At 66.7% G+C, this 24321-nt stretch carries 16 protein-coding genes; 4 read left to right on the top strand and 12 right to left on the bottom strand.

All coding sequences use genetic code 11. The features are described 5' to 3' along the window. Positions 1-26: 26 nt before the first annotated feature. The 6 genes from D5S08_RS13795 to D5S08_RS13770 form a co-directional block, all read right to left on the bottom strand. On the bottom strand, positions 27-2798 hold the full coding sequence (locus D5S08_RS13795; protein ID WP_121119554.1) for a TonB-dependent receptor: 2772 nt from the start codon (positions 2796-2798) through the stop codon (positions 27-29). A 532-nt stretch (positions 2799-3330) separates the two neighbouring features. After that, positions 3331-4509: a mannonate dehydratase gene (gene uxuA, locus D5S08_RS13790; protein ID WP_121119589.1), complete on the bottom strand. Its 1179-nt coding sequence runs from the start codon at positions 4507-4509 to the stop codon at positions 3331-3333. Positions 4510-4555: 46 nt separating this feature from the next. Beyond that, positions 4556-7711 (bottom strand): glycoside hydrolase family 2 TIM barrel-domain containing protein, encoded by a 3156-nt coding sequence (locus D5S08_RS13785; protein ID WP_121119552.1) that lies wholly within the window; start codon positions 7709-7711, stop codon positions 4556-4558. Further along, positions 7708-9108 (bottom strand): family 43 glycosylhydrolase, encoded by a 1401-nt coding sequence (locus D5S08_RS13780; RefSeq protein ID WP_241557416.1) that lies wholly within the window; start codon positions 9106-9108, stop codon positions 7708-7710. The genes D5S08_RS13785 and D5S08_RS13780 overlap by 4 nt, the downstream gene beginning before the upstream one ends. 121 nt (positions 9109-9229) lie before the next feature. Then, the gene (locus D5S08_RS13775) at positions 9230-12223 is read right to left on the bottom strand and encodes a TonB-dependent receptor (protein WP_121119550.1); all 2994 of its coding nucleotides are present in this window, start codon (positions 12221-12223) and stop codon (positions 9230-9232) included. Positions 12224-12388: 165 nt separating this feature from the next. Beyond that, on the bottom strand, positions 12389-14617 hold the full coding sequence (locus tag D5S08_RS13770; RefSeq protein WP_121119548.1) for a GH92 family glycosyl hydrolase: 2229 nt from the start codon (positions 14615-14617) through the stop codon (positions 12389-12391). Positions 14618-14724: 107 nt separating this feature from the next. On the opposite strand from D5S08_RS13770, the gene D5S08_RS13765 reads away from it, so the two are divergent. Beyond that, the gene (locus tag D5S08_RS13765; RefSeq protein WP_121119546.1) at positions 14725-17517 is read left to right on the top strand and encodes a glycosyl hydrolase 115 family protein; all 2793 of its coding nucleotides are present in this window, start codon (positions 14725-14727) and stop codon (positions 17515-17517) included. 10 nt (positions 17518-17527) lie between these two features. Here the strand turns inward: D5S08_RS13765 and D5S08_RS13760 are convergent, their stop codons facing one another. From D5S08_RS13760 to D5S08_RS17365, 5 genes are all read right to left on the bottom strand, one after another. Next, the gene (locus D5S08_RS13760) at positions 17528-18451 is read right to left on the bottom strand and encodes an ROK family protein (protein WP_121119585.1); all 924 of its coding nucleotides are present in this window, start codon (positions 18449-18451) and stop codon (positions 17528-17530) included. Positions 18452-18556: 105 nt separating this feature from the next. After that, on the bottom strand, positions 18557-18751 hold the full coding sequence (locus D5S08_RS13755) for a hypothetical protein (RefSeq protein WP_121119544.1): 195 nt from the start codon (positions 18749-18751) through the stop codon (positions 18557-18559). After that, positions 18745-19107 (bottom strand): glycoside hydrolase N-terminal domain-containing protein, encoded by a 363-nt coding sequence (locus D5S08_RS17500; protein ID WP_206610350.1) that lies wholly within the window; start codon positions 19105-19107, stop codon positions 18745-18747. Before D5S08_RS17500 ends, D5S08_RS13755 begins: the two co-directional genes overlap by 7 nt. Positions 19108-19111: 4 nt before the next feature. Then, positions 19112-19249 (bottom strand): hypothetical protein, encoded by a 138-nt coding sequence (locus D5S08_RS17175; protein ID WP_241557415.1) that lies wholly within the window; start codon positions 19247-19249, stop codon positions 19112-19114. Between the two features lie 43 nt (positions 19250-19292). Continuing rightward, positions 19293-19427: a metallophosphoesterase family protein gene (locus D5S08_RS17365; protein ID WP_277750419.1), complete on the bottom strand. Its 135-nt coding sequence runs from the start codon at positions 19425-19427 to the stop codon at positions 19293-19295. 139 nt (positions 19428-19566) lie between these two features. Here D5S08_RS17365 and D5S08_RS13745 point away from each other — a divergent pair, with 139 nt between their 5' ends. Both D5S08_RS13745 and D5S08_RS13740 read left to right on the top strand, forming a co-directional pair. Beyond that, the gene (locus tag D5S08_RS13745) at positions 19567-19917 is read left to right on the top strand and encodes an antitoxin Xre/MbcA/ParS toxin-binding domain-containing protein (RefSeq protein ID WP_121119540.1); all 351 of its coding nucleotides are present in this window, start codon (positions 19567-19569) and stop codon (positions 19915-19917) included. A gap of 11 nt (positions 19918-19928) precedes the next feature. Beyond that, on the top strand, positions 19929-20411 hold the full coding sequence (locus D5S08_RS13740; protein ID WP_121119538.1) for an RES family NAD+ phosphorylase: 483 nt from the start codon (positions 19929-19931) through the stop codon (positions 20409-20411). Between the two features lie 7 nt (positions 20412-20418). Here the strand turns inward: D5S08_RS13740 and D5S08_RS13735 are convergent, their stop codons facing one another. After that, positions 20419-21630, bottom strand: coding sequence for a tetratricopeptide repeat protein (locus D5S08_RS13735; protein ID WP_121119536.1), 1212 nt, complete (start codon positions 21628-21630; stop codon positions 20419-20421). A 486-nt stretch (positions 21631-22116) separates the two neighbouring features. Between D5S08_RS13735 and D5S08_RS13730 the strand changes: the two genes are divergently transcribed. Further along, entirely contained in the window at positions 22117-24306 is a 2190-nt protein-coding gene (locus D5S08_RS13730) for a spermidine synthase (protein ID WP_121119534.1), read from the top strand. The last annotated feature ends 15 nt before the right edge of the window (positions 24307-24321 follow it).

Genomic DNA, 24321 nt, shown 5'->3' with positions numbered 1-24321 from the left:
GGTCGGCTGTCCGCGCCACGCCATCATCAGAACCGCGCGGTTGCGGTCAGGTAATAGCTGCGGCCGGTTATGCTTGTCATCTGCCAGCGATCCTCGAAGTCCTTGTATGCTTCCTCGCCCGCATTGTTCAGGTTGATCACCCCCGCGGCGAAGTTGATGCGATCATTCAGCGCATAGCCCAGGGCAAGGTCGACCTGCGTGCGCTTGCGCACCGTGTGATCTTCGCGGGCGAAGAAGCTGTCCGAGAAGTCCTGCTCGTACGAGCTGCGCTGGTTGACCGATGCGCGGACGGAAAAGGTGTCGTCTTCCCAATAAGCTGTCAGATTCCAGGTCTGTTCGGAAAGGTTGCGGATGCGGTATCCTTCGCCGATCTCCACCTTTTCCGGGAATACCCGCGTGTAATTGCCGGTGAAACCGAAGCCGGCCACGGGCAGCCACTGGTCCAAGGACTGCGTCCAGGCGATCTCCAGGCCCTTGATGGTGATGGTCGTCGGATCGTTCAGCGTCTCGACGATGTCGTACAGCTCCCCGTTGCTGCCCTGACAGTCGCCATCCCCATTGTAGGACAGCGCGACCCCTTCATAGGTGTCGGAGCAGATCAGGCGGGAGAAGGTGCCGTTCTTGATGTCTTTCCAGAACCCCGCGATGCTGATGGCGCTGCCGCCAGCATAGTAATATTCGAAGCCGAGATCGAACTGGTTCGCGGTCAATGGGTCAAGTTCGGCCTGCCCCAGGTCGATCGAGTTCACGGTCTGCCCCAGCGCATCCACAAAGGTGCTGCGCATGCGGGCAAGCGAGCTGTTGGTGTTGAGCAGCGGCCGCACCAGCACCTTGGCTGCGGCGGCGCGGATCAACGCACCGGGCGCGATGTCCAGCACCAGCGCCGCACTGGGCAGCCAGTTGCCGTAGTTCTTTTCCTGAATGTAGGTTCCGGTGATCTGGTCGACCTCGGCGCCTGGCACGTCCTGCGTGATGTAGCCGAAGATCTTCTGCTTCGAATGCTCGTACCTGATCCCGACATTGCCGCGCAGGCCCATGTCGCCGATGTCGGTGTCGATATTGGCCATGGCGTAGGCCGAGGTGATGAACCGATCGACTTCGTAACTGGATTCAGGGGCGAACAGGTCGGGCGGGGTTCCGCCATTCGCCGCCAGCGCTTCGTCATTCGCCGCGATCGAGGGCGCCACCCAGCTGTCCGGAACCGACATACGGCCGTTGAGGAAGTCGGTGACCAGGTAGTTATATTCTTCCAGGCGCGGGAAGACGGAGGTGGGAGGTGTCTCCAGCGCGTCGCGATCATGACGCGAGACGTCGCGATCGAAGCTTTCGTGGCGATACTTGCCACCCACCACGATCGAGCTGATCCCGGCAAAGTCCACATCGCGCGTCAGATCCAGCTGACCCGCCCGCTCCTGCGCGGTGGAGATCCTCTCGGCACCGTTCGGGTAGGTATAGAACAGCCAGTTTTCCGGCGCATATAAGGTGGCATCGGTCAGCGGTCGCGTCGGGGTCAGGATCACATTGTCGGGATCGGAATAGTTCAGCGCGAGCCCATCCATGAACACGGAGAAGATGGCCGCATCTTCGCGCGTCTTGCCGCGGCCACGCGTATAATGGCCGACCGCATCCACATGCCAACCATCATTCTCCCACTCCGCCTTCGCGGTGTAGGCCGAACTCGTCAGGTCACGGTTCTCGACCTGTCGGTTGTTGTCGGTGTAGACGTTGTCGGCCAGGATGCCGGTATCCGTCAGGCCATCGGTTTGCGTGACGGTGATGTACTGGCTGTCAAAGCCGAACACCTGCTGATTGACGTCGTAATCCGTCTTGTCCTGCGCGTAGATGCCGCTGAGCGACAGCTCCAGCGTGTCGGTCGGCTGGTACTGCAGCGTTCCGTTCAGCAGCAGCCGGTCCGTGTCGCGGTCGATCCGGCGGAAGCGCAGCCGCCGTGGCGTGTGCCGGTCTCCTGCGGTCGTTGGCGTGGTGAACCAGCGATCCATCCACATGTAATCCGCGCGATCGCTCAGTTCCTGGTAGCTGGCGCTCAGAAACACACCGAGCCGGTCATCCAGGAACCGGTCGACATAGGTGGCGCTGACCTTTGGCGTCACGCCGCCCTCGGCCAGTTCGGCCTTCTGGCCCTTGACCGACACGATGAAGCGGTCGCCGCGATATTCCAGCGGCTGCACCGTGTTGATGTTGACCGTGCCCGAAAGACCGCCGGCGTCCATGTTCGCAGTGGGCGACTTGATGACCTGAATGGCAGAGGCGAGCTCGGTCTGCACCACGTCGTAGCGGAAGCCGTCGGTGAAATCGGCGCTGAGGAAGTTCTGCCCGTTGATCGTGGTATTCGCATATTGCGGGCCGAGGCCGCGGATGCCGATCGTGGCGCCGCGCCCGTTCACGTTCGACATCTGGACGCCGGAAATGCGCTGAATGGCTTCGGTGATGTTTTCCGACGGGAACTTGCCGATATCCTCCGCCGAGATGCCGTCGGTAACGCGCACATCCTGCCGCTTGGCCGCCAACGCGCTTTCGATGGAACTGCGGATGCCTGATACGACAATGGTGTCGCCGGAACCGGCCTCGCCGGTGACGGCTTCCTCCGCAGTGTGCACGGGCGGCAGCGTTCCGGGCGCTGCATCATCCTGCGAAGGATCGACCGAAGGCTGGGCCGTGGTCGAGTCTTGCGCGGCGGCAGAGCCGCCGGTCACCAGCGTGACCGCACAGCCGGCATAAAGGAGGCCGCGAAGGGCACGAAATGAGCCCAGACCTGATAGCGTCAAAGCGTCCGTCATCAACCGCCTCCTTCGTGTCACTGACTGTCCATGCCATACCTGTATGATATAGGTATGCCCTCGCACGAGACATGTCGTTAGTTCTGGAGCCCTTTTCAGCACAAGTTAAAAATAGTGGCAATCTGCTGAGAGAAAGATTCTTCTTTGCGTCGGTTTCGTGACTAAGTGGCATCATACCAATCTAGGCATGAGCGGGGATCGGCCGCAGCGGGCGCTTGCATGCATGTGAGCACCCGGTGGAAGCGCCCATACAGGAACGCCGCATCCTCGATGATCAGTCGCGGAGCGCAACACCGTGCGCCAGGGGCGCTCTTGCCGGAGCGATCCGGAATGTGCTTACCCGCCGAGACTGGCGGACACGCGAGCGAGCGCCCCGTCCAAGACAGCAGCCTGCCAGCAGAACGGTGGAAGCGACAATCGCCGGCGCCGACGCATTGAAAGCATATCCGCTCGCCTGGAATAGCCAAGAGCTTGGCGGAGCGCGTCGCCTTACAGATTGAGCGCGGCCGCTGAAGTCCCGAGGAGGGTGCGGTCAGACCGCCATCAGGTGGCGGAGTCCGCGCTCCACGCCACGTATCTCGGCCAAGCCTCGCATCCGGCCAAGCAGCGAATAGCCGGGGTTGGCTCTCGTGCCGAGATCGTTGAGCATCTGGTGGCCGTGATCAGGCCGCATCGGCAGCGACCGCCCGAACTGCTGCTGCACGCCCTGCACCGCCGCGATGATCGCCACCATGCCGGCGTGTCCTTCGAGATGCGGGGCCTCGTGGAAGGCGTTGTTCGGCTCCCGCTGGACGGACCGCAGGTGAAGGAAGCCGATCCGTTCGCCCAGACGCTCCACCATGCCGGCAAGGTCGTTGTCCGGGCGCACGCCAAGCGATCCGGCGCAGAAGCACAGCCCGTTTGCCGGGCTGGGCACAGCAGCGAACAGATGGCGCAAGTCCGCTTCGGTGCTGACAACACGCGGTAGGCCGAATATCGGGAACGGCGGATCATCCGGGTGAACCACCAGTTGCACGCCGGCCTCTTCCGCCACCGGGCACAGGTCCTGCAGGAAGCTGATGTGATTGGCGCGCAGGGCATCCGCGTCGATCGCCGTGTAGGTTTCGATGGCGCGCCGGAATTCGGCGTCCGAGAAGCTTTCTTCGCTTCCGGGCAGTCCCGCCAGGATCGTGCGCGACAGGACATTGCGTGCCGCGCCGTCCATGGCGGCAAAGCGGGCTGCGGCGGCGTCCTGCAGGGCCAGGGGGTAATCGGCTGCAGCGTCATGACGCTGCAGGATGTGGATGTCGTAGGCGGCGACCGCTTCCAGCTCGAACCGTAGCGCCAGAGCACCGTCCGGCATCGGCCAGGCAAGATCGGTTCGCGTCCAGTCCAGCAGAGGCATGAAGTTGTAGGTGACGGTGGTAATGCCGCATGCCGCGAGATTGCGCAGCGTCTGGCCGTAATTGGCGATGCACCGGTCCCGATCCGCGCCGGCGGTCTTGATGGCTTCGTGCACAGGTACGCTTTCGACCACAGTCCAACCGAGGCCGGCATCGGCGATGCATGCCTTGCGTGCTGCGATCTCCGCCAGTGGCCAGACCTCTCCATTGGGGATCTCGTGCAGTGCGGTGACCACTTCGCTCGCGCCGGCCTGGCGGATATGGGTCAGTGGGACCGGATCGCGCGGCCCGAACCAGCGCAGGGTCTGTGTCATCAGCATGGTGGTCATCGTTCCCATTGCGCAATGGCGGGTGTTCCGCGGCCGGCCTGGCGGCTCATTGTCCCGCGGCCTCGATCCGGAAACGGTAATGCTGCCGGGAAAGCGGGACACGGTAGCGCGGATGGGGACGGCCATAGGAGTCCCACTGCGTGTCCCCGCCCACACCTGATTGCAGTGCATCCACCAGCAGCGTGCCGTCCCCATGCGGCACGATGTCGCTGCTCTTGCGGGTGCCCGGCGCCGCCCGGGTCAGATCGGCGTAAGGGAACGCCAGCGCGTTCACCGATAACGGCTGATCGCCCGTGATGCGCAGGGCGGGCACGCCTCCGCCAGTCAGCTCGATCCAGCGAGTGTCGGTCTTGTTGCCGGTTTCCTGCGGGCGGATGTAATCGTGGTTCTGGTCGGCGATCGCGCCGTGCCAGATGCCGATCGGCGCGCCGCTTTGCCGATCCTGATAGGTTTCATGCGGCCCGCGCCCGTACCAGCTGAGCCCGGTATAGGAAGGCGGCATGGTGAAGGCCATGCCGATGCGCAGTGGGTCGGGCAGCGCGGTCGTCTCCGGGCGGAACCACTGGTCCACCGCCACGTCGCCGTCGGCTGCCATGGTGTAGCGGGTGACTGTCACCACCTCGCCCGCCCCATGCTGCATGGTGACGGTGGCAGACGGGCCATCCACCTGCTGTTCCAGCACGATCCGCTGCACCTGCCGCTGCTCGGTCAGCGTCTGCCAGATGCCGTGGGTCCGCCCCGGCCCGGTGCCAAGGTCGTTATCCGTCAGCGCGCGATAGAAGTTCGGCGCGCCGCCTGCCAGCGCCGGCCGCCCATCGACCGAATAGCGGACCAGCCCGGTCGCACGATCGATCACCAGCTCGCGACCATTGGCGGACAAGGTCACCGCCGCCGCGCCGTCGGCCATGCTGGCCGTGCCCGGCGCGCGCACGGGCGGGGCGGGCAGCACATGGGCCAGCGTGAACTGCTCCCACGCCATCACCGTGCCGGCCGGCACCATCGGAATGCTGCCCTCGAGCGTGCGGGCCTCCACGGTCAGCAGGTATTCCGCGCCCGCGCGGCGTGGCAGGTCGGGCAGGTCCAGTGCCACCACGCCGTCGGCGCGCGCGGCGATCCGCGGCGTCGGCATGGTGCCGGCGGCGATGGGCACGCCATCTTCCATGATCTGCCAGTCGAAAGCGAAGCCTGCCAGATCGCGGAAATCGTGGCGGTTGAACACGCGGATGCGCCCGGCCGCGACATCGACATCCTCGAAGGTGACCGGTTGGTACACCTTGCGCAGTTCGAACAATTGCGGGTTGGGCGTGCGGTCCGCCTGCAGCAGGCCGTCGCCGAATTCGATGTCTCCGCCCGGATTGGGGCCATATTGCCCACCATCGCCCCAGTACCGGCGGCCATCGGCGGTGGTGCGGTACATCGACTGGTCCACCCAGTCCCAGATGAAGCCGCCTTGCAGCCGTTCCGGATGGGCGTAGATCGCATCCCAGAACTCCTGCAGGTTCCCGCCTGAATTGCCCTGCATGTGGGCGTATTCGCACTGGATCAGCGGCTGGCGGAACTCGGTACGGTTCACATATTCAAGCATCTTGCCGACAGAATCGTACATCGGCGCGTAGATGTCGGAATAGTCGACCACGCGGAAATCGTCCGATGCGCTCCAGCCCAGGAAGGAGATCAGCCGCGTCGGATCCAGCGCGCGCGCTGCCGCCGCCGCTTTCGCAAAGGTCGGGCCGGTGCCGCTTTCATTGCCCAGCGACCAGAAGATGACGGAGGGGTGGTTCTTGTCGCGTTCCACCATGTTGACCACACGGCTGACATGGGCCGCCTCCCACGCCGGATCGTGCCCCAGCCACCAGGTCCGCTGGTCGGCCGCGCTGTTGCGGCCAGCGCCGTAATAGGCGTGGCTCTCGATATTCGCCTCGTCCATCACGTACAGGCCGTATTCGTCGGCAAGGTCGTACAGCAGTTCGGCATTGGGATAGTGGGAGGTGCGCAGCGCGTTGACGTTATTACGCTTCATCAGCTCGATATCGCGACGCATCGATTCTTCGGAGATGACGTGAAAGGTCTCCGGGTCGTGCTCGTGCCGGTTCACGCCCCGGATGAACACCGGGCGGCCGTTCACCGTCACCATGCCATCGCGCATCGCCACGTTACGGAACCCGATGCGCCTGGCGGTGGCCTGCATCACCCGGCCGTCGGCGCCCAGCACTTCTATCAGCAGGGTATAGAGGTCGGGCGTCTCCGCCGACCAAGGCCGCACATCGGCGATCATGCCAGTGACCTGCGCATCGCCGGCGACCAGCGCCACCTCGCGCGCCAGCATGGTGCGGTCGCCATCCAGCACCGTTACCCGCGCGCGCATTCCGGCCGCTGGGGCGGTGGCGGTGAGATCGAGGTTGAGCGTGCCGGTGCGGTTGTCGTCCGCCAGCCCGGCGCGGGCGAAGAAATCCGCCACCCGCGCGCGCGGTGCCGCCATCAGCCAGACCGATCGTTCGATCCCCGACACCCGCCAGAAATCCTGATCCTCCAGATAGGAGCCGTCCGACCAGCGCCAGACGCGGATGGCGATGGTGTTGGCGCCGGGCCGCACATAGGGGGTGAGGTCGAATTCCGAAGGCAGCTTTGAGTCTTCGGCATAGCCGACCTCCTGCCCGTTGACCCACACGCGATAGGCGGAGCCGGCGGCACCGACATGCAGGATGATGTCGCTGCCGTCCCATCCCGCCGGCAGGTCGAAATCGCGGCGATACGATCCGACCGGATTTGTGTCGTGCGGGATCAGCGGGCGGTTGGCCGGGAAGGGGTAGGTGATGTTGTTGTAGCGCGGCTGGCCGAAGCCGTGCGCCTGCCAGTTCGCCGGAACCGGGATCGTCGCCCAGCCGCTGGTATCGTAATCGGGCCGCTCGAACCCCGCCGGCACATCGTCCGCACCGGGCGACCAGGCGAAACGCCATGCTCCGTCCAGCGACAGGAAGCGGGTCGATTGCTCCTGCTGGCCGGCCAACGCCAGCGCGCGGCTTTCAAAGGGAAAGCCGGTGGCGCGGGCGGGCAGGGTGTTGACCGCGAACACCGCGGGGTTCTCCCAGTCCGGGCGGTCGGGCGATATCTGCGGCGCGATCGGCCGGGGAATGTCCTGCGCCGCCAGCGGCAGTGCGGCCAGCAGGGGCGGCAAGGCGAACAGTCGGCGGGCAAGGTTCATCGGGGGGCGGTCCGTTCGGTGGGGCCAGGCGGCAGGATGCGCCACTCCAGCACAGCGGCAGGCTGTGGCAGCCGCAGGCGGAGATAGCGCGCCCGCCCGGCAGCGGGGATGATGACAGGGGAGCCGGAGACGGTCTGTTGCGGCAGCAGCGTGCGCCATTGCCGCCCGTCCGCCGAAGCCTCCGCCATCAGCGCGAAGGGCTGCGCGGCGAAGGCGGGCCGCACTTCGGACGGGCCAATATCCGTGACCCGGCCCAGATCCGCGGCCAGCCAGCCACCCGCCTCCGCCTGCCAGGCGGTTGCATGATTGTCGTCGCCTGCGCGGACCGCGCCTTCTCTGGAGCCGGTCAGGGTCGCTCGCAGGCCGGCCGGGCGATGGCTGGCAAAGCCCGGCACGTCAGCCCCGTGGTGAGTGGGCGTGACGACCCGCAGCCGGTCACCCTCGACCACCAGCGGATCGACGGCGATCTGCCGCAGTACCTGGTCGTCATCACGCGGGAAGGGCAGCGCATGGCGGTGATAGAGGATAAAGGGCCGGCCTTCGGCGGTGAAGATCGCGTGATGGCCGGGGCTGATGATCGCCTGGGCGGCATCTGTCGCCAGGATCGGCTTGTCCTCCGGCTCCGTGAACGGGCCCAGCGGCGATGCGCCGACGGCGTAGCGCACCTGATAGGTGTCCTTCGTGGTGTTCCCGTTGCTGTAGGTCAGGAAATAGCGGCCGTTCGCCTTGAACATGAACGGCCCCTCGAAATAGTTCGCGGGGGTGACGTCGCGCACCTCGCCGTCGAATGTCACCATGTCGGCCTTCAGCTTGACGACGAAGCAGCGCCCATTGATCCAGTTCAGCCCCGATCCCCAGTAAAGATAGGCCTGCCCGTCATCGTCGATGAACGCCTCCGCATCGATCATGTGGTAACCGGGGCGGAAGTTGCCGGGGATCAGCGGTCGGCCGCCATTGGCATCCCGCCACGGCCCGGCGGGATGGTCGGCGACGCCCACCCACACTTCGCTGCCGACGGAGACATACATCCAGAACCGGCCATCTACGCCCCGCACGACTGATGGCGCCCAGACGCGGCTGCCATTGCTGGTCGGGCTGGTGGCCGCCTGCTTGGTCGGCCAGCCGGGCATGGAGAAGGTCCAGTCGCGGCCGTCGCGCGATCGCCACAGGCCCAGCCTGTCCCCGCCCCACGGGTCGATCGTGGCGTAGACGAACCATTCGCCATCGTGCTGCACGATGCTGGGATCGGCGAAGTAGCCGGGGATCAGCGGGTTGCGCGCGCCCGGCGCATCCCAGGCCGTCGCGGGCGGCGGCGGCGTCGTCAAGGTAGCGGGGGCGGCGCAACCCGCCAGCATGGCAGCGGCCAGCGGCAGAACCTGGCGGAACGGAATGATCATCGATGGCTCCCTTTCCTGTGCGCTGTCAGATCCGACGCGAAATGGCCAGCGTGCAGGGCGACGGTGACCGGGTGCCGTGCCCTGCACGCCTGCTGGCGACTGTGTGAGGGGCGCCGCCGGGCTAGAAGATCGCCCGGACCGTCGCGGTGAAGGTGCGTCCGTCGAAATCGTACCGCCGGGGCAGTTCGACCTGGTTTTCGTATTCGTACCGCACCGCGTTGGTCAGGTTGAAGGCATCCACCGACAGCGAGATGCTGTCGGTCAGATTGACCGAGCCGGACATGTCGAGCTGCCCGCGCGCGCGCACCTGACGCGCAGCGCCGGTGAAGGTGCCGGCGCTGGCAAGGTCATACGAACTGCGCAGGTTGTACACCGCGCGGATGCCGAACACCGGCGTCTCGTAATAGGCAATCACGTTGACATTGTGCTTCGACACACCCGGCAGCGTCGCCTCCGCCCCTGTGGCGGTGCGGCCGCTGATGTCGGTGAAGGCATAGTTCGCGCCGCCACCCAGATTGCTGAGCGCGCCGGGCAGGAAGTCGAACGATTGCTGGATGTTCGCCTCGATCCCGCGCACCGTGATCGGCTCGTTCTGGTTCACGAAACCGGTGGCTGCGACGAGGAAGGGCAAGGTGACGCCGCCTGACTCGTAAGTCAGGCTGCTCTGGCACTGGTCACCCACGACTGTCAGCGTGCCCAGGCCATAGGCGGATCCGTCGGACGGGCACAGCACGGTTGGGTCATTGACGGTGGCGATCAGACCGGTGATCCGCTTCTGGAACGCGGCGAGCGAGATCAGGCTGTTAGGCCGGTTGTACCACTCGATCGACAAGTCGAGCGAGGTCGAGTTATAAGGCTCCAGTTCCGGGTTGCCGAGGGCGAGGGAGATCACGCCATTGTTGGGCGCGCCGACCACCGTGATGGGGGAGAACTGACGCGGTTGGGGCCGGACATAGGTGCGATATGCGGCGGCGCGCACCACCAGGTCATCCGCCAGGTCGACAATGGCGATCGCGGATGGCAGCCACTTGCTGTAGCTGTTGTCGAACGTGTTCACCGCGAAGTCGGCGGGTGAGCCGAGCGCCGTGCTCTGGCGCACGCGGTCCAGCGCCTCGATCGTGTTGTCGGTATGCTCGTAACGCAGGCCGACATTCCCGCGAATGCCGATGCCACCCACTTCGAAGTCGAGCTTCACCTGGCCATAAGCCGAGATCACATCGTTGCGATTGCTGAAATTGTACAGCTGGAACGAATTGTCATTGTAATTGATGTTGTAGCCGACCGGGGCCAGCTCCGCCCCTGGATAGACTTCCACCGGCTGCAGCGCGGACAGGATGCGATCGAGGTCCAGGACCTGCCAGTTCAGCGTGGGTGAGCCATTGTTTCCCAGGAAATCGTCCGCCGTGGGGCTGGTGACCAGCATCGATTCCTCGATGTTCTCCACCGGCAGGCCATAGGCGTTGATGCGATACCCGCGCGAGGTGAAGGTGTTGCTTTCGAACCGTGCCCCGACCTGCAAGCCGCTGATGAAGCCATCCAGCTTGCGCTCCAGGTCGATCTGGTTCGCATACAGCTCGTTCTCCGCGTAGGACTGCGTGCCCTGGAAGTTGAAGCGGTTGCTGCTGGCGGCCAGCGTCGGCTGGTCCAGCCATGCCTGTGATAGCCCCAGCCCGCCCCAGTACCCGTTGGGGATGCCACGTGTTGTCACGGCGGGGTCGGGCTGCAGGGTGAAGGCGAAGTCGTCCAGTTCGCCGCCGCCGGTGTTGATCGTCCCGGTCACGCCATTGCCGTTGGCGAGCGGCAGCGTCTCGAAATCGAGGCCGATCTCCACGGATTCATTCGCCGCCCGGGATACGGTGCCGATCATGCTGGCCCGCCAGTCGTCGTTCTCCCAAGTGGCATTGCCGTTGATGCCCCACGCCTTCTGGTGCTGGGCATTGTCGCGGCTGGACGACACCACGTCGGCGTTGGAGAAACCGATCTCCTCCACGACATAGCGACCGTCGTCCAGCGCGACCGGGCTGCCGAGGTTGGTGAAACTGGAGAAGGTGTTGTTGGAGGCGATCAGCAGGTACTGCCGCGTCTTGGGCAGGTTGCGATCGGTCAGGAAACCGGTGACGCCGATCTTCGCCTCGTCGCTGATCTCGTATTCCGCGCCTGCCGCGCCGCTGAACAGGTTGCCTTCGTTCAGGCGGGAGTACTGGCGGACCTGCGAATTGTACAGCGCGCCCTGGGTGGTCGTGGCGCCCGTGCAGGACGGGCAGTCCGCCGACTGGGCGTAATAGGGGGCCAGTACCGCCGCGCCCGCCTGCGCCTGTGCCGGGCTGAACGGCAGGTACCCGTTGAACAGCAGCGAATCGCGACGGAAATTCTCCCGCTTGTACGCTACCACGCCGAACACTGCGAAGCTGTCGGACAGGTGGTAATTGTAGCTGGCGGTCGCCGCGGGAGAGAACTTCTCGCCCAGCGAATTGTATTCATAGGCGAACTTCAGCGACCCGCCATCCTTGCGGCCCAGCGCCGGGGCAATTTGCAGGTCGACATTGCCGCTGAGACCGCCCGATTGCGCATCGGCCAGCGGGCTCTTGTTGACGATGATGCCGCTGAAGATATCGGAATTGAATGCACCCAGCGGGGCCGCCTCGTTCAGGATCGGCTCCGCGAAGGCGACGCCGTTCAGCGTCAGGCGGGCATATTCGCCTGGCAGGCCGCGCAGGTTGATGGTTGCATTGCGCCCTTCCGCCTCGCGGTTGATCTGCACGCCCGGCACGCGCTGCAGCGCCTCGCCCACGTTCAGGTCCGGGAAGCGGCCGAGACCATCGCTGGAGATGCCATCGGTGATGGCGACCTGATTGCGCTTGTTGGCGATCGCATTGGCGTAGCTCTGGCGAAAACCCGTCACCAGGATCTCGCCGCTTCCGGCCTCGGCGGCGGGCAGCGTCTGGTTCGCGGCAGGGTCGGCGGCGTCTGTCTGGTCAGGGTTGGCCGGGGTCGGCACCGTCGGGTCGGGCTGATCGCCCGGCGGAATGCCCTGTGCAAGGGCGGGAACGCTGACAAGCAGCGATACGCCCAGCAGGGCGCGACGCAGATAATCCACGCGGATGGCGGTGCTCATGATTGACCTTCTCCCCTACGATTCGCCGCTGACGGGCTGAACCTAATTCTTCTAATTAATCGAAGTATGAATTCGCCACAGAGCTTTGTCAATCAGGCGAGCGCGCCTTCCGCCTCATCTTGAAACAGGTCTGTGGCGAGGGCGGCCAGCCGCCCTCACGCTACATCAGGGGCGCTGTGGCTCCCCGGCAGCCGCCGGGTCGCGCAACCAGGTCGTGGGCTGGTCCGACAGGGAGAGATCCAGCGTACCTCCTGCCATGATGTCCCCCTGGCTAACGAAAGGAGCAGTCAGCGGTGTGCCGTTCAGGCTGGCCGAGGTGATGTAGATCCGGCCAGGTGCCCAGTTGGCCGCATTGATGGTGAAGCTGCGCCCGTTCTCCAGCCGGATCACGCTTTGCGGCTGGTGTGGCGCGTGCAGGTAATACAGGTCGGTGGTCTGTTTCGGGAACAGGCCTATCCGGTTGAAGATGTAGTGCGAGCTCATCGCCCCATTGTCTTCATCCCCGGGATAGGCGTTGGCGGTAAAACGCTGGAACACCCGGTCAGCCCAGTAACTCGTCAGATCCGGCCGCCCGACATCGCTGAACAGCCATGGCGTGGCGAACGACGGCTCATTGGTGATGTCGATCAGGCCGCTGTCCAGCGCATGGCGCAGCCGCTGCACGAACCTGGCCCGCCCGCCCATCGCGTCGACCATGCCGGACAGGTCGTGCAGCATGGCGTAGGAATAGACCCATGCCGTGCCTTCGTAGAAACCGACATTGTCATACGTCACTCCATCCCATCCCAGCTTGGGATCGATGTCTTGGAATGTCCCATCGGCATGGCGCGGCAGGATGAAACCGCTGTACCCGTCGCTGGTGGCGGCGGGATTCCACACCTTGCGCCAGCTGGTCGACCGGTTGATCAGCGCCGCCGCATCATCCAGCCGCCCGCGCGCCAGGGCCAGCCGGCTGGCGTAGAAATCGTTGAGCGCGAAGGCGACGGTGGACGAGCCGGACTTCGCCCGTTGGTTGTCCGGCTCCGGGCTGCGGTCGCCCACGGCGAAATACCCGTCCACCAGATAGCGCGGGCGGCGCTCCTCGAACGCATTGTGCAGCGCCACGGGCACCGCCGCCTGCCAGTCGATCCCGGGCACGCCGCGGATCAGCGCCTCGCCCAGCACGTTGTCGACCTCGTCCCCGCCCTGTCCCACATGGTAGTTGCGTCCCGCGATGAAGGCGGTGTGCGCCGCGCCGTAGCGCTCGAAGGTCCGCACCATGGAGGCGACATTGGCTGCGTAGGCCGACGGGCGGATCAGCGACATCAGCGGGAACCCGGTGCGGTAGGTGTCCCACAAGGTGTAGTAATCGTCCCAGTACGGTTCGTCCCGGCGGACGGCGGGCTGGTCCAGCGTGCGGTCGCGCGGCTGGATCGCGGCATGGAACATCGCGGTGTAGAACCGCCGCTGTTCGGCCCGGTCCACCCCGTCGATGGTGATGCGGCCCAGTTCTCGGTCCCAAGCGGCGCCGGCCTTTGTCGCCACCTGTTCGAAGTCCCAGCCGGGGATGTCCTGTTCCAGCAGTTCTGCCGCGCGGTCTGCGCTGGTGAAGGACACCGCCACCTTCAGCAGCACGGGCTCGTCCGCGTCGGCATCGAACTGCCACCAGGCGACCAGCGGCGTGTCGCCCGGCACCTCGCCAGCAGCCGCCGTCGTGCTCTGCTGCCCGGCGGCGACGCCCCAGCGGGTCGGCTTGCGATCGAGCTGCGCGACCAGCCAGATGTCGGTTTCCGCCGGGTTCCAGTACGATCGCGCGCGCACCCGCGCCACCAGCCGGCCGCGCTTCGGGTCCAGCTGCACCTCCGCCCCTGCGCTTGCCAGCTCGCCGCGGATCTTGCGGGTGATGTCGAACACCATCGTGGCGGGCTGCCCATCATCGGGATAGGTGAAGCGGTATAGCGCGGCGTGGGCGGCGGGCGTCACCTCCGCCCGGATGTTCCACCGGCTCAGCGTCACGCCATAATTCGCCGGCCCCATCACCTCGTCGGTGGCGGGCGACAGGTGCTCCGCCTCGGCCAGCAGCGGCTCGCCCGTCTGTGGAGAGATCAGGAAGGTGCCATAGGTCGTGCGTCCGCCCGAGCCCTGCGTGTGCAGTTGGGCAAAGCCGCTGATCGGCGCACCCGGTTCATATCCGGCATTGTTGCCGGTCAGCGTTTGCGGGCTGGGGTGGATGGAACCGGCGGGCAGCGCCGGACCGGGTACCGTGTCGCCTTCATTGTCGTTGCCCAGTCCCACGCGCGGATCGACCAGGAGGTGCAAGCCCGCCGGCGCGCCGGCCGTGGGCTCCTGCGCCGAAGCGGGCAGGGCAAGGGCGATCGCCGCGGTGCAGGTCAGCCCGATGACGGTCCGTAACATCTGTGTTCCTCTCCTGAACCCGTCGGCGTTGTGCTCGACCTCGACCGCTATGGCTGATAAGGCAGAGAAAATAAATTCATTTGTGAAACTCATTTCCGGAGAGTCGAATGCGTGCCCGCCATGCCATCCTTGCGGTCCTGCTATGCGCCGCGTCGGCGCCTGCGTCGGCGCAATCCTTCGCACTGGACGATGCCGCGATCATCTACGACGATACAGGATCGAAGGGCACGATGCGCCTGGCGGCGGAGATGCTGGCCGACGATCTCGCCGCTCTGACCGGCACGCGCCCGGCGGTCTCGGCGGCACTGGCGGATTGCGCGGTCCGCTGCGTGCTGATCGGCCGGCACGACGCGCCGCTGATCGCCGCCGCTGCCGGGGCGGGCGCCGGACTGGACCTGTCGCCGCTCGCCGGCGGGTGGGAGCGTTATGTCCGGGGCGAAGTGGCGGCCGACGGGCGGCGAATGCTGGTGATCGCCGGGTCAGACCGGCGCGGCGCGGTGTATGGCGCGGTCGATCTGTCCCGCGGGCTCGGCATCTCGCCATGGATCTGGTGGGCGGATGTGCAGCCACGGCTGCAGGATACGGTCGCGGTGGATGGCGCGCCGATCCTGTCCGATGCGCCAGACGTGCAATATCGCGGCATCTTCCTGAATGACGAGGATTGGGGCCTGCTGCCCTGGGCCGCCGCGACACAGGATCCGGATGTCGGCAATATTGGCCCGAACACCTATGCCCGCGTGTTCCAGCTGATGTGGCGACTGAAGGCGAACACGCTGTGGCCGGCGATGCATGCCGTCTCGAAGCAGTTCTTCGCCGATGCGCGGAACATGCCGCTGGCGGAGCAATACGGCATCGTGATCGGCACCAGCCATGCCGAACCGATGATGCGCAACAATCTGCGCGAATGGGACGAAGCGGAGCGCGGGCCGTTCGACTTCACCCGCCAGCCACGGGCGATCGCCGATTACTGGCGTGAACGCGTCGGCGAGGTCGGCGGGGCGGAGGCGATCTTCACCATGGGCCTGCGCGGCCTGCATGACGGGCCGATGCAGGGCGTTACCTCCACGGCGGAGCGCAGCGCGATCCTGCAACGGGTATTCGGCTTGCAGCAGCAGATCCTGGCCGATGCCCTGGCGACCCCGCTGGATCGCATCCCGCAGGTCTATGTCGCCTATCACGAATTGCAGGAGGCGTATGATGCCGGTCTGGCGGTGCCTGACGACATCACGCTGATGTGGACGGACGACAATTACGGCTATCTCCGCCGGCTGGGCAGCCCGCAGGAACGCGCACGGTCTGGCGGCATGGGCATCTATTACCACCTGTCATACTGGGGCCGGCCGCACGATTACCTGTGGTTGGGCACCACGCATCCGTCGCTGATCCGCGAGCAGATGGGCCGTGCGTGGGATAATGGCGCGCGGCGGATGTGGATCGTCAATTCGGGTGACATCAAGCCGATCGAGTATCTGTCCCAATACTTCCTCGACCTCGCCTTCGACGCGGATCTGTTCGCCCGCGACCCGCGCGAGCACCTCCGGTCGTTCATGGCGGAACAGTTCGGCGAGGCGGTCGCGCCGGAGCTGGCGGCGATCATGGCCGATTTCTACGACCTGGCGTGGGAACGGCGGCCCGAATTCATGGGCTTTGGCGAAACCGAATGGGTCACGCCCAACCACCCCACCGCCTATGTTGATGGCGACGGGGAGGAGGCGCAGGAACGGCTGGCCGCCCATGCCGCCTTGGTCGCGCGGGCGGAGGCGGCCGGCCGGCTGGTCGCGCCCGACCGGCAGGATGCCTATTTCGAACTGGTGCTGTACTCGGTGCGCGCCGCCGCGCTGCTGAACGAACGCATCCTGCGGCTCGACCTCGCCGGCCTTTACGCCCGGCAGCACCGCGCCAGCGCCAATCACTACGTCGCGGCGGCGCGGCGGGCGCACAACGCACTGGTGGCGGATACCGATCGCTACAATGCGCTGGCCGGCGGCAAGTGGCGCGGCATGATGGACCCGGCGCCACGCGCCCTGCCCGTATTCGCCGAACCGATGTGGCCGCAATGGTCCTCCTCCCCGCAGACCGGCTGCGACGCCGCGCTGTGGGGCGAATGGATCAATGACGAAAACACGCTGCTGTTTACGCGCGGGCAGGCGGAAAGCCGCACGCTGACCTTGTTCTCCCGCCAGTCGCAGGCGACCGGCTGGCAAGCGGGCGAGTTGCCCGCGGGGCTGAAGCTGTCGGCCAGCGGCGGCATGCTGGATGATGGCAATGGCTGGGAACAGCGGTTGACGCTCAGCTATGACGGGGCGGGCGATGCCGGCAGCTTCACGCTCGCCTGCGGCGGGGCTGAGGTGCCGGTCCATACCCGCGTCGCGCCCCCGCTGGTCGCCGCACCCGGCGAGATTGCCGAGCATGAACGCCGCGTCGTGATCCCCGCCACCGGCGGCGAGGCAGGGACCGACTGGCAGATGATCGACTGGCTGGGCAGCACTGGCGGCGTGCTGCGGTCCAGCCAGGCACTGGCTCCCGCCGCGGCGGATGGCAGCGGCGGCGGCACCCCGGTAAGCTATCGCTTCGTCACCCGCACCGACACCGGCGCCGGCGTGCGCGTGGTGGCGCTGCCGACCCATCCGTCGGGGCCGGACGTGAGCCAGCGGCTGGCGATCACCATTGATGGGGGCGCAGCGCGGATCGTCGATCTCGCCACGACCGGGCGCAGCGATGTGTGGCGCGGCAACGTGCTGACCAACACCGCGGTCGCCGAATGGCAGCTGCCGGTCCTGGCGCCGGGGCACCACACGCTCGATATCGTGCCGCTCGATCCCGGCATCATGCTGGATCGGGTGGAGATCGCGTTCGATCGGGCGCGCCCCCGTTACGTGCCTCGTGTCGCGCCGCGATAGGCGCGCAGGATCAGGCGTGCGCGGCTGCCGCCCCGGCGGCCCACAGCCGCGCCGCGCCACGCACGCCGGAGGCATCGCCCCAGCGGGCCGGCACGATGCGCCCGTCCCACAGGTCCGAAAACGTGTGGTGGCGCACGATCACGGGTAGCGCGGGGTACAGTTCGCTGACGTTGGACATGCCCCCGCCCAGCACGATCACCTCCGGGTCGAACAGGTTGGCGACCATCGCCAGCACCCGACCCAACCGGTCGGTGTAGGCGTGGAGCTCCGCCGCGGCTTCCGCATCGCCGGCACGCGCGGCGGCGATGATGGCAGGCGCGGCCAGCGATCGGCCGGCGCGCGCGGCGAAGGCTCGGGCAAAGCCGGTACCCGACACCCAGGTCTCGCAGCAGCCGGCAAGGCCGCACCAGCATGGCGGCGGATCGCTTTCCTCCGCCAGCGTGCCGGCACCGGGCAGCGGGACATGGCCGATTTCACCGGCGATGCCATGCGCGCCGGCAATGCCGGCACCCTCCAGCACCAGCCCACCGCCCACGCCCGTGCCGATCACCATGGCGAAGACCGACCGCGCGCCGGCGGCCGCGCCATCCGTCGCCTCCGACACGGCGAGGCAATCGGCATCGTTGGCCAGCCGGATGGACCGACCCAGCACGCTTTCCAGGTCGGCGGCGAAGGCGCGTCCATTCAGGTACACCGAATTCGCATTGCGCATGATGCCCGTCAGTGGCGATGGGGAGCCGGGGGCACCGATGCCCACGGTGCAGCGCGCACCAGCCTCTCCATCGGCCTGCGCGACCAGATCGGCGATGGCCTGGATCGCCGCGTCATAGCTGCCGGGATTTGGCACCCGCTGTCGCCAGAGCACATCGCCGCCCGGGTCGAGCAGATTGGCCTCGATCTTCGTACCACCGAAGTCAATGCCGAGTGCCGACACGCCGAGGTGCCTGGACGGCTGGTGCACACTTCCTCTCCCTCCCGCACATGGCAGCGCGGTCAAGGCAGCATACCCAGCCGGTTCAGGAAAGCAAAATGATTGTTTTTAAATCCCCGTCCGGCCAGCCTGCATCAGGATGGCGTCGGCCGGCAGGTCGTCCGTCAGATCGTAGGGGAGGTTCGCGCTCGGCAGCCATTCGCTGGAGCTGTTGTCGATCGATACCGGCGTGGTCCGCGGCACCACTGTCAGGATGCCCAGCGCCAGCAAGGATACCGTGGCGGCCAAGGTGATCTTCAGCATTGTCTCTCTTTATGATTTGCTTGTTGTTCACGCCGGTATTCCCTCGCCTGTTCCGGATGGTGCATCTTCACAATGAGGTCGCCCAACGGAGCATAGCTTTGGCTGCAAGGGCCCTGCAGCTTCAGCGCCCGTCGATCCGCCTCGTGATAGTCGCTGGCGAAAATTGCCTCGCGCACTTCGGGAGGTGCCGCTGTCGCTTCAGGGCTGGCATTTTTCGTCGGGTAGCCGGACCAGAGGGCACGTCCACGCCGGCATCGAACTGGCGCGGCATCGCCTTCAGCCGGCCGTAGCTGTGACCAAGCAGTTTGAGCGCGCGCCTGTGCTGCGCGTTCCAGCTGCGGAACGGATAATGGCACAGGATCAGGGCGTGGCCTTCCCCTCGATCTCGGCAGAGTCGGCGGTGCTGGCCCAGCCTGCGGCGCCGAGCGTAGCGTCGGGGTCGTTATTACCGCGCAGCAGGTGCTTGGTGTCGTGCAACCGGGCCAGCAAGGCGGGCACGTCGGCAGCGCGGCGGGCGACATCGCCCAGGTGCCAGACGGTGTCACCCGGCGACAGTGGCGTTCGAGCGCCCGATCAGGTGGGCATCCAAGTTGGCGATTTCGGGGAAGGGGCGGCGCGAGATGTTGATCGTGCGGTGATCGCCGGAATGGGTATCCGCGGTGAAGAAGGTCGTCATGCTGATGGAGCGGATGCGGGGCATTCCGGTTCGCGGCGCGGCGACCTGACCAGGCGTGATTGCAGGGCGCAGGCGCAATCCGGCTTGCCTGCCGCCAGATCTGGCATATATCTGCGTCAGAAACCTTGGGACACATCGCATGGCTCTCGCCGCCTATACCGACCATGGCCAGTTCGCCCCGCGCAAGATCGCCGCCGTGCTGCGCACCACCAGTGACGAGCTGGCGCGCTCGCTTGGCCTCGGCAAGGATGCCGTGCAGCGCAAGGAGCGGATCGCGTCCGACCGCACGCAGCGGCGGTTGCGGCAGATGGTGGAGATCCTGAACAAGGTGGAGACCCGCTTCGGATCGCCGCTGCTGGCCTATGCCTGGTACCGGTCGGAGCCGTTGTCCGGCTTCGACAACCGCACCGCGATGCAGCTCGTGCACGAGAACCGGGCGGATGATGTGCTACGCTATGTCGATGCGGTGGATGCCGGCGTCTACGCCTGAAGCCTGAGGCAGTGCATTACGAAGGGCTGCTGTATCGCGCGCTGAACCCGGTCTGGGCGCGCACGCCGCTGTCGGGGGAGGGCGCGGCGCGGTTCGGTGGGCGGTTCAACCGGATCGGGCGCGCAGCGCTGTATACCTCGCTGGCGCCGGATACGGCGATCCGGGAAGCGAACCGGGTGGGGCTGCTGCAGCCGACCACGCTGGTGTGCCTGCGGGCCGATGTCGGGCCGCTGGTGGACGGAACCGACACCGCCGTGCTGGCCGAGCATGGCGCCACGCCGGAACTGCTGGCCAACCCGGCGTGGCAGGATGCGACGCTGGGGGGGCGCGCGGTGCCGACGCAGGATCTGGCGGAGCGGCTGATCGCGGCAGGCTTCGCCGGGCTGGTCGTGCCCAGCTACGCCCGCGGCGCGCCGGCCGATGCGCGCAACCTGGTGCTGTGGGCGTGGGACGGGCAGGTGACGCTGGTGGATGATGAGGGGCGGCTGGGGTAGGGCGGTTTCACCGCACCTCCTGCGCATTCACCTCTTTCCCGTTCAACTCCCTCAACCGGCTAAGCCGGTCGTCATCGTCTCGAGCCAGATCGTGCTGGCCCATCTTCCAGTAGACGTGGCCCCGTTGCCAGAGCGCCCATTCGTCATCCGGGGCGGCCTGCAGCCGGGCTGTCAGCTGTGCGGCGGCCGTGGGCAGATCCCCGGCAGCGAGCGCCAGGATGGTATCGATGCGGCTCAGTGCGAAATTGCCGGGATCGAGCGCGGCGACCCGGTCGCGGTCGACCAGCGCGGCGATGCGGTCGTTCTTCCAGGCATGGGCGATGCCACGATTGCCGAGCGCGTCGATATTCGCTTCGTCCAAGCGGAGCGCTCGGGTGAAATCGATGATCGCCGCATCGAGCTCGCCCATGTCGAGCAGGATCCGACCGCGATTGCCATAGCCATCGGCATCGTCCGGGCGGATCATCAGCGACTGGTTGTAGTCCTTCATCGCGGACGCAATGTCGCCGGTCCGCTCATGCACCAGCGCACGATTGTAGAGGGCATAGGAATCCTGCGGATCGGCGCGGATCGCGGCCGAATAGTCGGCCAGCGCCAGCGCATCATTGCCCAGCCAGTAATGAACCTGCCCCCGCGCGGCCTGGGCCTCGGCCCGTTCCTCCGCATCGTCGGCAGCGGCCACCCAGGCATCGCAGGCGGGCAGGGCGGTGCGTGCGTCTGCCTCGCTGTCCGCCCGGAAGCAGGTGTCGCGATCCCGCTCCAGCATCATGAACATCGGTAAGGACAGGCAAAAACAGCCGATGAGTGCATTCCAGACGACGGACGCCCAGAAGCGCTTCGGCTGTTCCGCCCTAGAGAACTCCCACGACCGGCCCCGGCTCATCGGTTCGATGCGGCCGTCCACTATGCCGCGCCAGACGGTGTGAAGGGCGTATCCACCAAAGACAGCCAAGAAAAGAGGAAGAAAGGCGGGCGAACGTGCGAACTGTTCCGCCTGGGGTGTGAAGATGAAGATCGCCACAAGTGCGAGCACGGCGACAAGCGCCACGCTGCGGGTCAGCTGGGCCGGTGTGCGCCATTCCAGATCCTCGGCCGGAAGGGTGATGTCCCGTCGGCGCGGGTCATGGGCCATGTGCCGGCCGATGTAGCGGATCGGAACCACCGCGACGATTGCGATCGCGATCAGCAGCCAGAACTGGGGCGGAACATCGTCGAACATCGAAGCTTGATGGCGCGGCTGGAGGCCAGGGGCAACGGCCTTGCCACCGGCGGCAAAGCGGACATGAGGCGCACGGAACTGGTGCGCAAGTCATGCAACCTGCTCAAATCCTGAAAAAACGGCGCTGCGATAATGCTGCGCCCCGTGCTCGTTGAATTTGAGCGCGGCAGTTCTGTTCGGGATGTGCATGAACCAGCTCGGCCAACGGACGACCCTTTCTACCACCCGGCGCCGCTAAGCCGCTGTTCCGCTCCCCACCCTTTCCCGCCATCTCGCCCCAGACTTGATCCGGGACCCCGCTTCACCTTGCGGCGCAGCGTCAAACAGCGGGACCCCGGATCAAGTCCGGGGTGACAGGAGTGAGTTATCCGCCCGTCTGTAACGCAGTCATTGCCAGCCCGGCAATTCGCGCCTCTCCGGTCCTCCCGCTTCACCCCTGATGCATTCCGCGCTTGCGACCGCCGGCCATGCGCGGCAGGCAGGGGCGTGTCCGAAGCCAGCCTGTCCGCCGCCAAGGCGCGTCTCCCGTTGTTTGTCCTGACCGTCTTCACCGGCAGCCTTCTGCTGTTCCTGGTGCAGCCGATGGTAGCGCGCATGGCGCTGCCGCTGCTGGGCGGGGCGCCAGGGGTGTGGAACAGCGCCATGGTGGTGTTCCAGCTGCTGCTGCTGGCGGGTTATTTCTATGCCCACCTGCTGTCCCGCTGGCCCGTGCGGCGGCAGGCGCTGGTGCATCTGGCGCTGCTGGTGCTGGCGGGGGTGACACTGCCGCTGCAGCTGGTCGACCTGCCGGCGCCGGTGCCCGGATGGGAAGTGTTGTGGGTGCCGGCCTTGTTCGCTGCCACGGTAGGGCCGGTGTTCCTGCTGCTGTCCGCGCAGTCCAGCCTGATGCAGCGCTGGTATGCCGCCGGGGCGGAAGGGCGCGATCCATACCGGTTATATGCCGTGTCCAATCTGGGCAGCTTTGCCGGCCTGATCGCCTATCCCTTCTGGCTGGAGCGGGCCTATGCCGTCAGCGGGCAGACCGCGCTGTGGGCGGGTGGTTACGCGCTGCTGGTGGTGCTGGCGGCGCTTGCCGCCGCCTCCCGCTGGAACGCGCCCGCCCTGGCCGAGCCATCGACCCGCGCAATTGTCGCTCCGGTGCCGCCGCGCACCCTGCTGCTGTGGCTGGCACTGGCGGCGGTGCCATCGGGGTTGCTGCTGTCCACCACCACGCTGCTGACGACCGATCTGATGGCCATGCCGCTGCTGTGGGTCATCCCGCTGGCGGCCTATCTGCTGTCCTTCACCGTCGCCTTCAGCGCGGGCGACAGCATCTGGCTGGCGATCCTGAACCGCTATGCCCCGGTGCTGCTGCTGATGATCGGCGGGCTGGCGATGATCAGCGGGGGGCAGGCCAATCCGGCGGTGGCGCTGGCCATGGTGGCGCTGCTGTTCGTGCTGGCGGTGGCGCTGCACGGCCGGCTGTACCTGCTGCGGCCGGAGCCGACGCAGCTCACGCTGTTCTACCTCGTGCTGGCGACCGGCGGCGCGCTGGGCGGGATCTTCGCGGCGCTGCTGGCGCCCGTCCTGTTCGACTGGGTGTACGAGCACCCCCTGCTGCTGCTCGCCGCCGCGCTGCTGATCCCGCAGGCGGCGCTGGTGACGCGCGTGGGCCGGTACTGGCAGGCGGGGCGCCGACGGCACCTGATCGCGGCGGCGCTGGTGATCGTCGCGGCGCTGCTCGCCTGGAGGCTGGCCGTGGCGGTGGAGGCGGGCAATGGCGCGGACATCTTCCTGTTCGTGACCGCGATCGTGCTGCTGGGCGTGGCGGTGACGGGGCACCGCGCCGCGTTTGCCGCCGTGTTCGCGCTGCTGCTGCTGGGGCATGGCGGGGTCTCGACCCTGGCGCTCAGCGCCAACGGAGCGCGCACGCGCAGCTATTTCGGCGTGTACAGCATCACCGATGTGGAGAACGGCCGGCTGCGCCGGCTGAACCACGGCACGACCATGCATGGGGAGCAATGGCTGGATCCGGCCCGCCGCCTGTCGCCTACCGGCTATTACGGTCCGGACAGCGGTGTCGGCCTGGCGCTGCGCGCCGCGGCGCCGGAGGCGCGGATCGGCGTGGTCGGGCTGGGGGTGGGCACACTGGCCTGCTATCGGCGCGCCGGGCAGCGCTGGACCTTCTTCGAGATCGACCCGCAGGTGCTGGACTATTCACAAGCGCGGGTATTCACCTTCCTGGGCGATTGCGCGCCGCAAGCCCGCGTGGTGATCGGCGATGCCCGGCTGAGCCTGGTCGAGGAGCCGGCTGGCGGGCTGGACCTGCTGGCGGTCGACGCATTCAGCTCCGACGCAATTCCCGTGCACCTGCTGACGCAGGAGGCCTTCGCCACCTATGGCCGCGCTGTCGCGGATGACGGCCTGCTGCTGGTGCATATCTCCAACCGATACCTGGACCTTTCGCCGGAGATCGCCGCGCAGGCGCGGGCGGGCGGCTGGCGCGGCGTGCGGCGCGACGATCCGGGGGAAGGCGCAGGGCTGAGCCCGTCCATCTGGATCGCCCTCTCTCGGGACGAGGCCGCGCTTGACCGGATGCGCGGCGACCGGCCCGGCGCGTGGGGGCCGCTGCCGGCACCGGCGGCGGAGACGTGGACGGATGACCGTTCGTCCCTGCTGCCGCTGCTGCGGTTCTGACCCGGAGAGAGCCCC

The sequence above is a fragment of the Croceibacterium ferulae genome (genome assembly GCF_003660445.1).
GTDB classification, from domain to species: domain Bacteria; phylum Pseudomonadota; class Alphaproteobacteria; order Sphingomonadales; family Sphingomonadaceae; genus Croceibacterium; species Croceibacterium ferulae.
Note: the sequence above shows the minus strand (reverse complement) of the source record. Positions and strands in the feature narration are given on the sequence as shown.

Bases quoted from the DNA above. Each gene is read 5' to 3' on its own strand.
- D5S08_RS13795 (WP_121119554.1), bottom strand. From the start codon at position 2,798: ATGACGGACGCTTTGACGCTATCAGGTCTGGGCTCATTTCGTGCCCTT.
- uxuA (WP_121119589.1), bottom strand. From the start codon at position 4,509: ATGACCACCATGCTGATGACACAGACCCTGCGCTGGTTCGGGCCGCGC.
- D5S08_RS13785 (WP_121119552.1), bottom strand. From the start codon at position 7,711: ATGAACCTTGCCCGCCGACTGTTCGCCTTGCCGCCCCTGCTGGCCGCA.
- D5S08_RS13780 (WP_241557416.1), bottom strand. From the start codon at position 9,108: ATGATCATTCCGTTCCGCCAGGTTCTGCCGCTGGCCGCTGCCATGCTG.
- D5S08_RS13775 (WP_121119550.1), bottom strand. From the start codon at position 12,223: ATGAGCACCGCCATCCGCGTGGATTATCTGCGTCGCGCCCTGCTGGGC.
- D5S08_RS13770 (WP_121119548.1), bottom strand. From the start codon at position 14,617: ATGTTACGGACCGTCATCGGGCTGACCTGCACCGCGGCGATCGCCCTT.
- D5S08_RS13765 (WP_121119546.1), top strand. From the start codon at position 14,725: ATGCGTGCCCGCCATGCCATCCTTGCGGTCCTGCTATGCGCCGCGTCG.
- D5S08_RS13755 (WP_121119544.1), bottom strand. From the start codon at position 18,751: ATGCTGAAGATCACCTTGGCCGCCACGGTATCCTTGCTGGCGCTGGGC.
- D5S08_RS17365 (WP_277750419.1), bottom strand. From the start codon at position 19,427: ATGACGACCTTCTTCACCGCGGATACCCATTCCGGCGATCACCGCACG.
- D5S08_RS13745 (WP_121119540.1), top strand. From the start codon at position 19,567: ATGGCTCTCGCCGCCTATACCGACCATGGCCAGTTCGCCCCGCGCAAG.
- D5S08_RS13735 (WP_121119536.1), bottom strand. From the start codon at position 21,630: ATGTTCGACGATGTTCCGCCCCAGTTCTGGCTGCTGATCGCGATCGCA.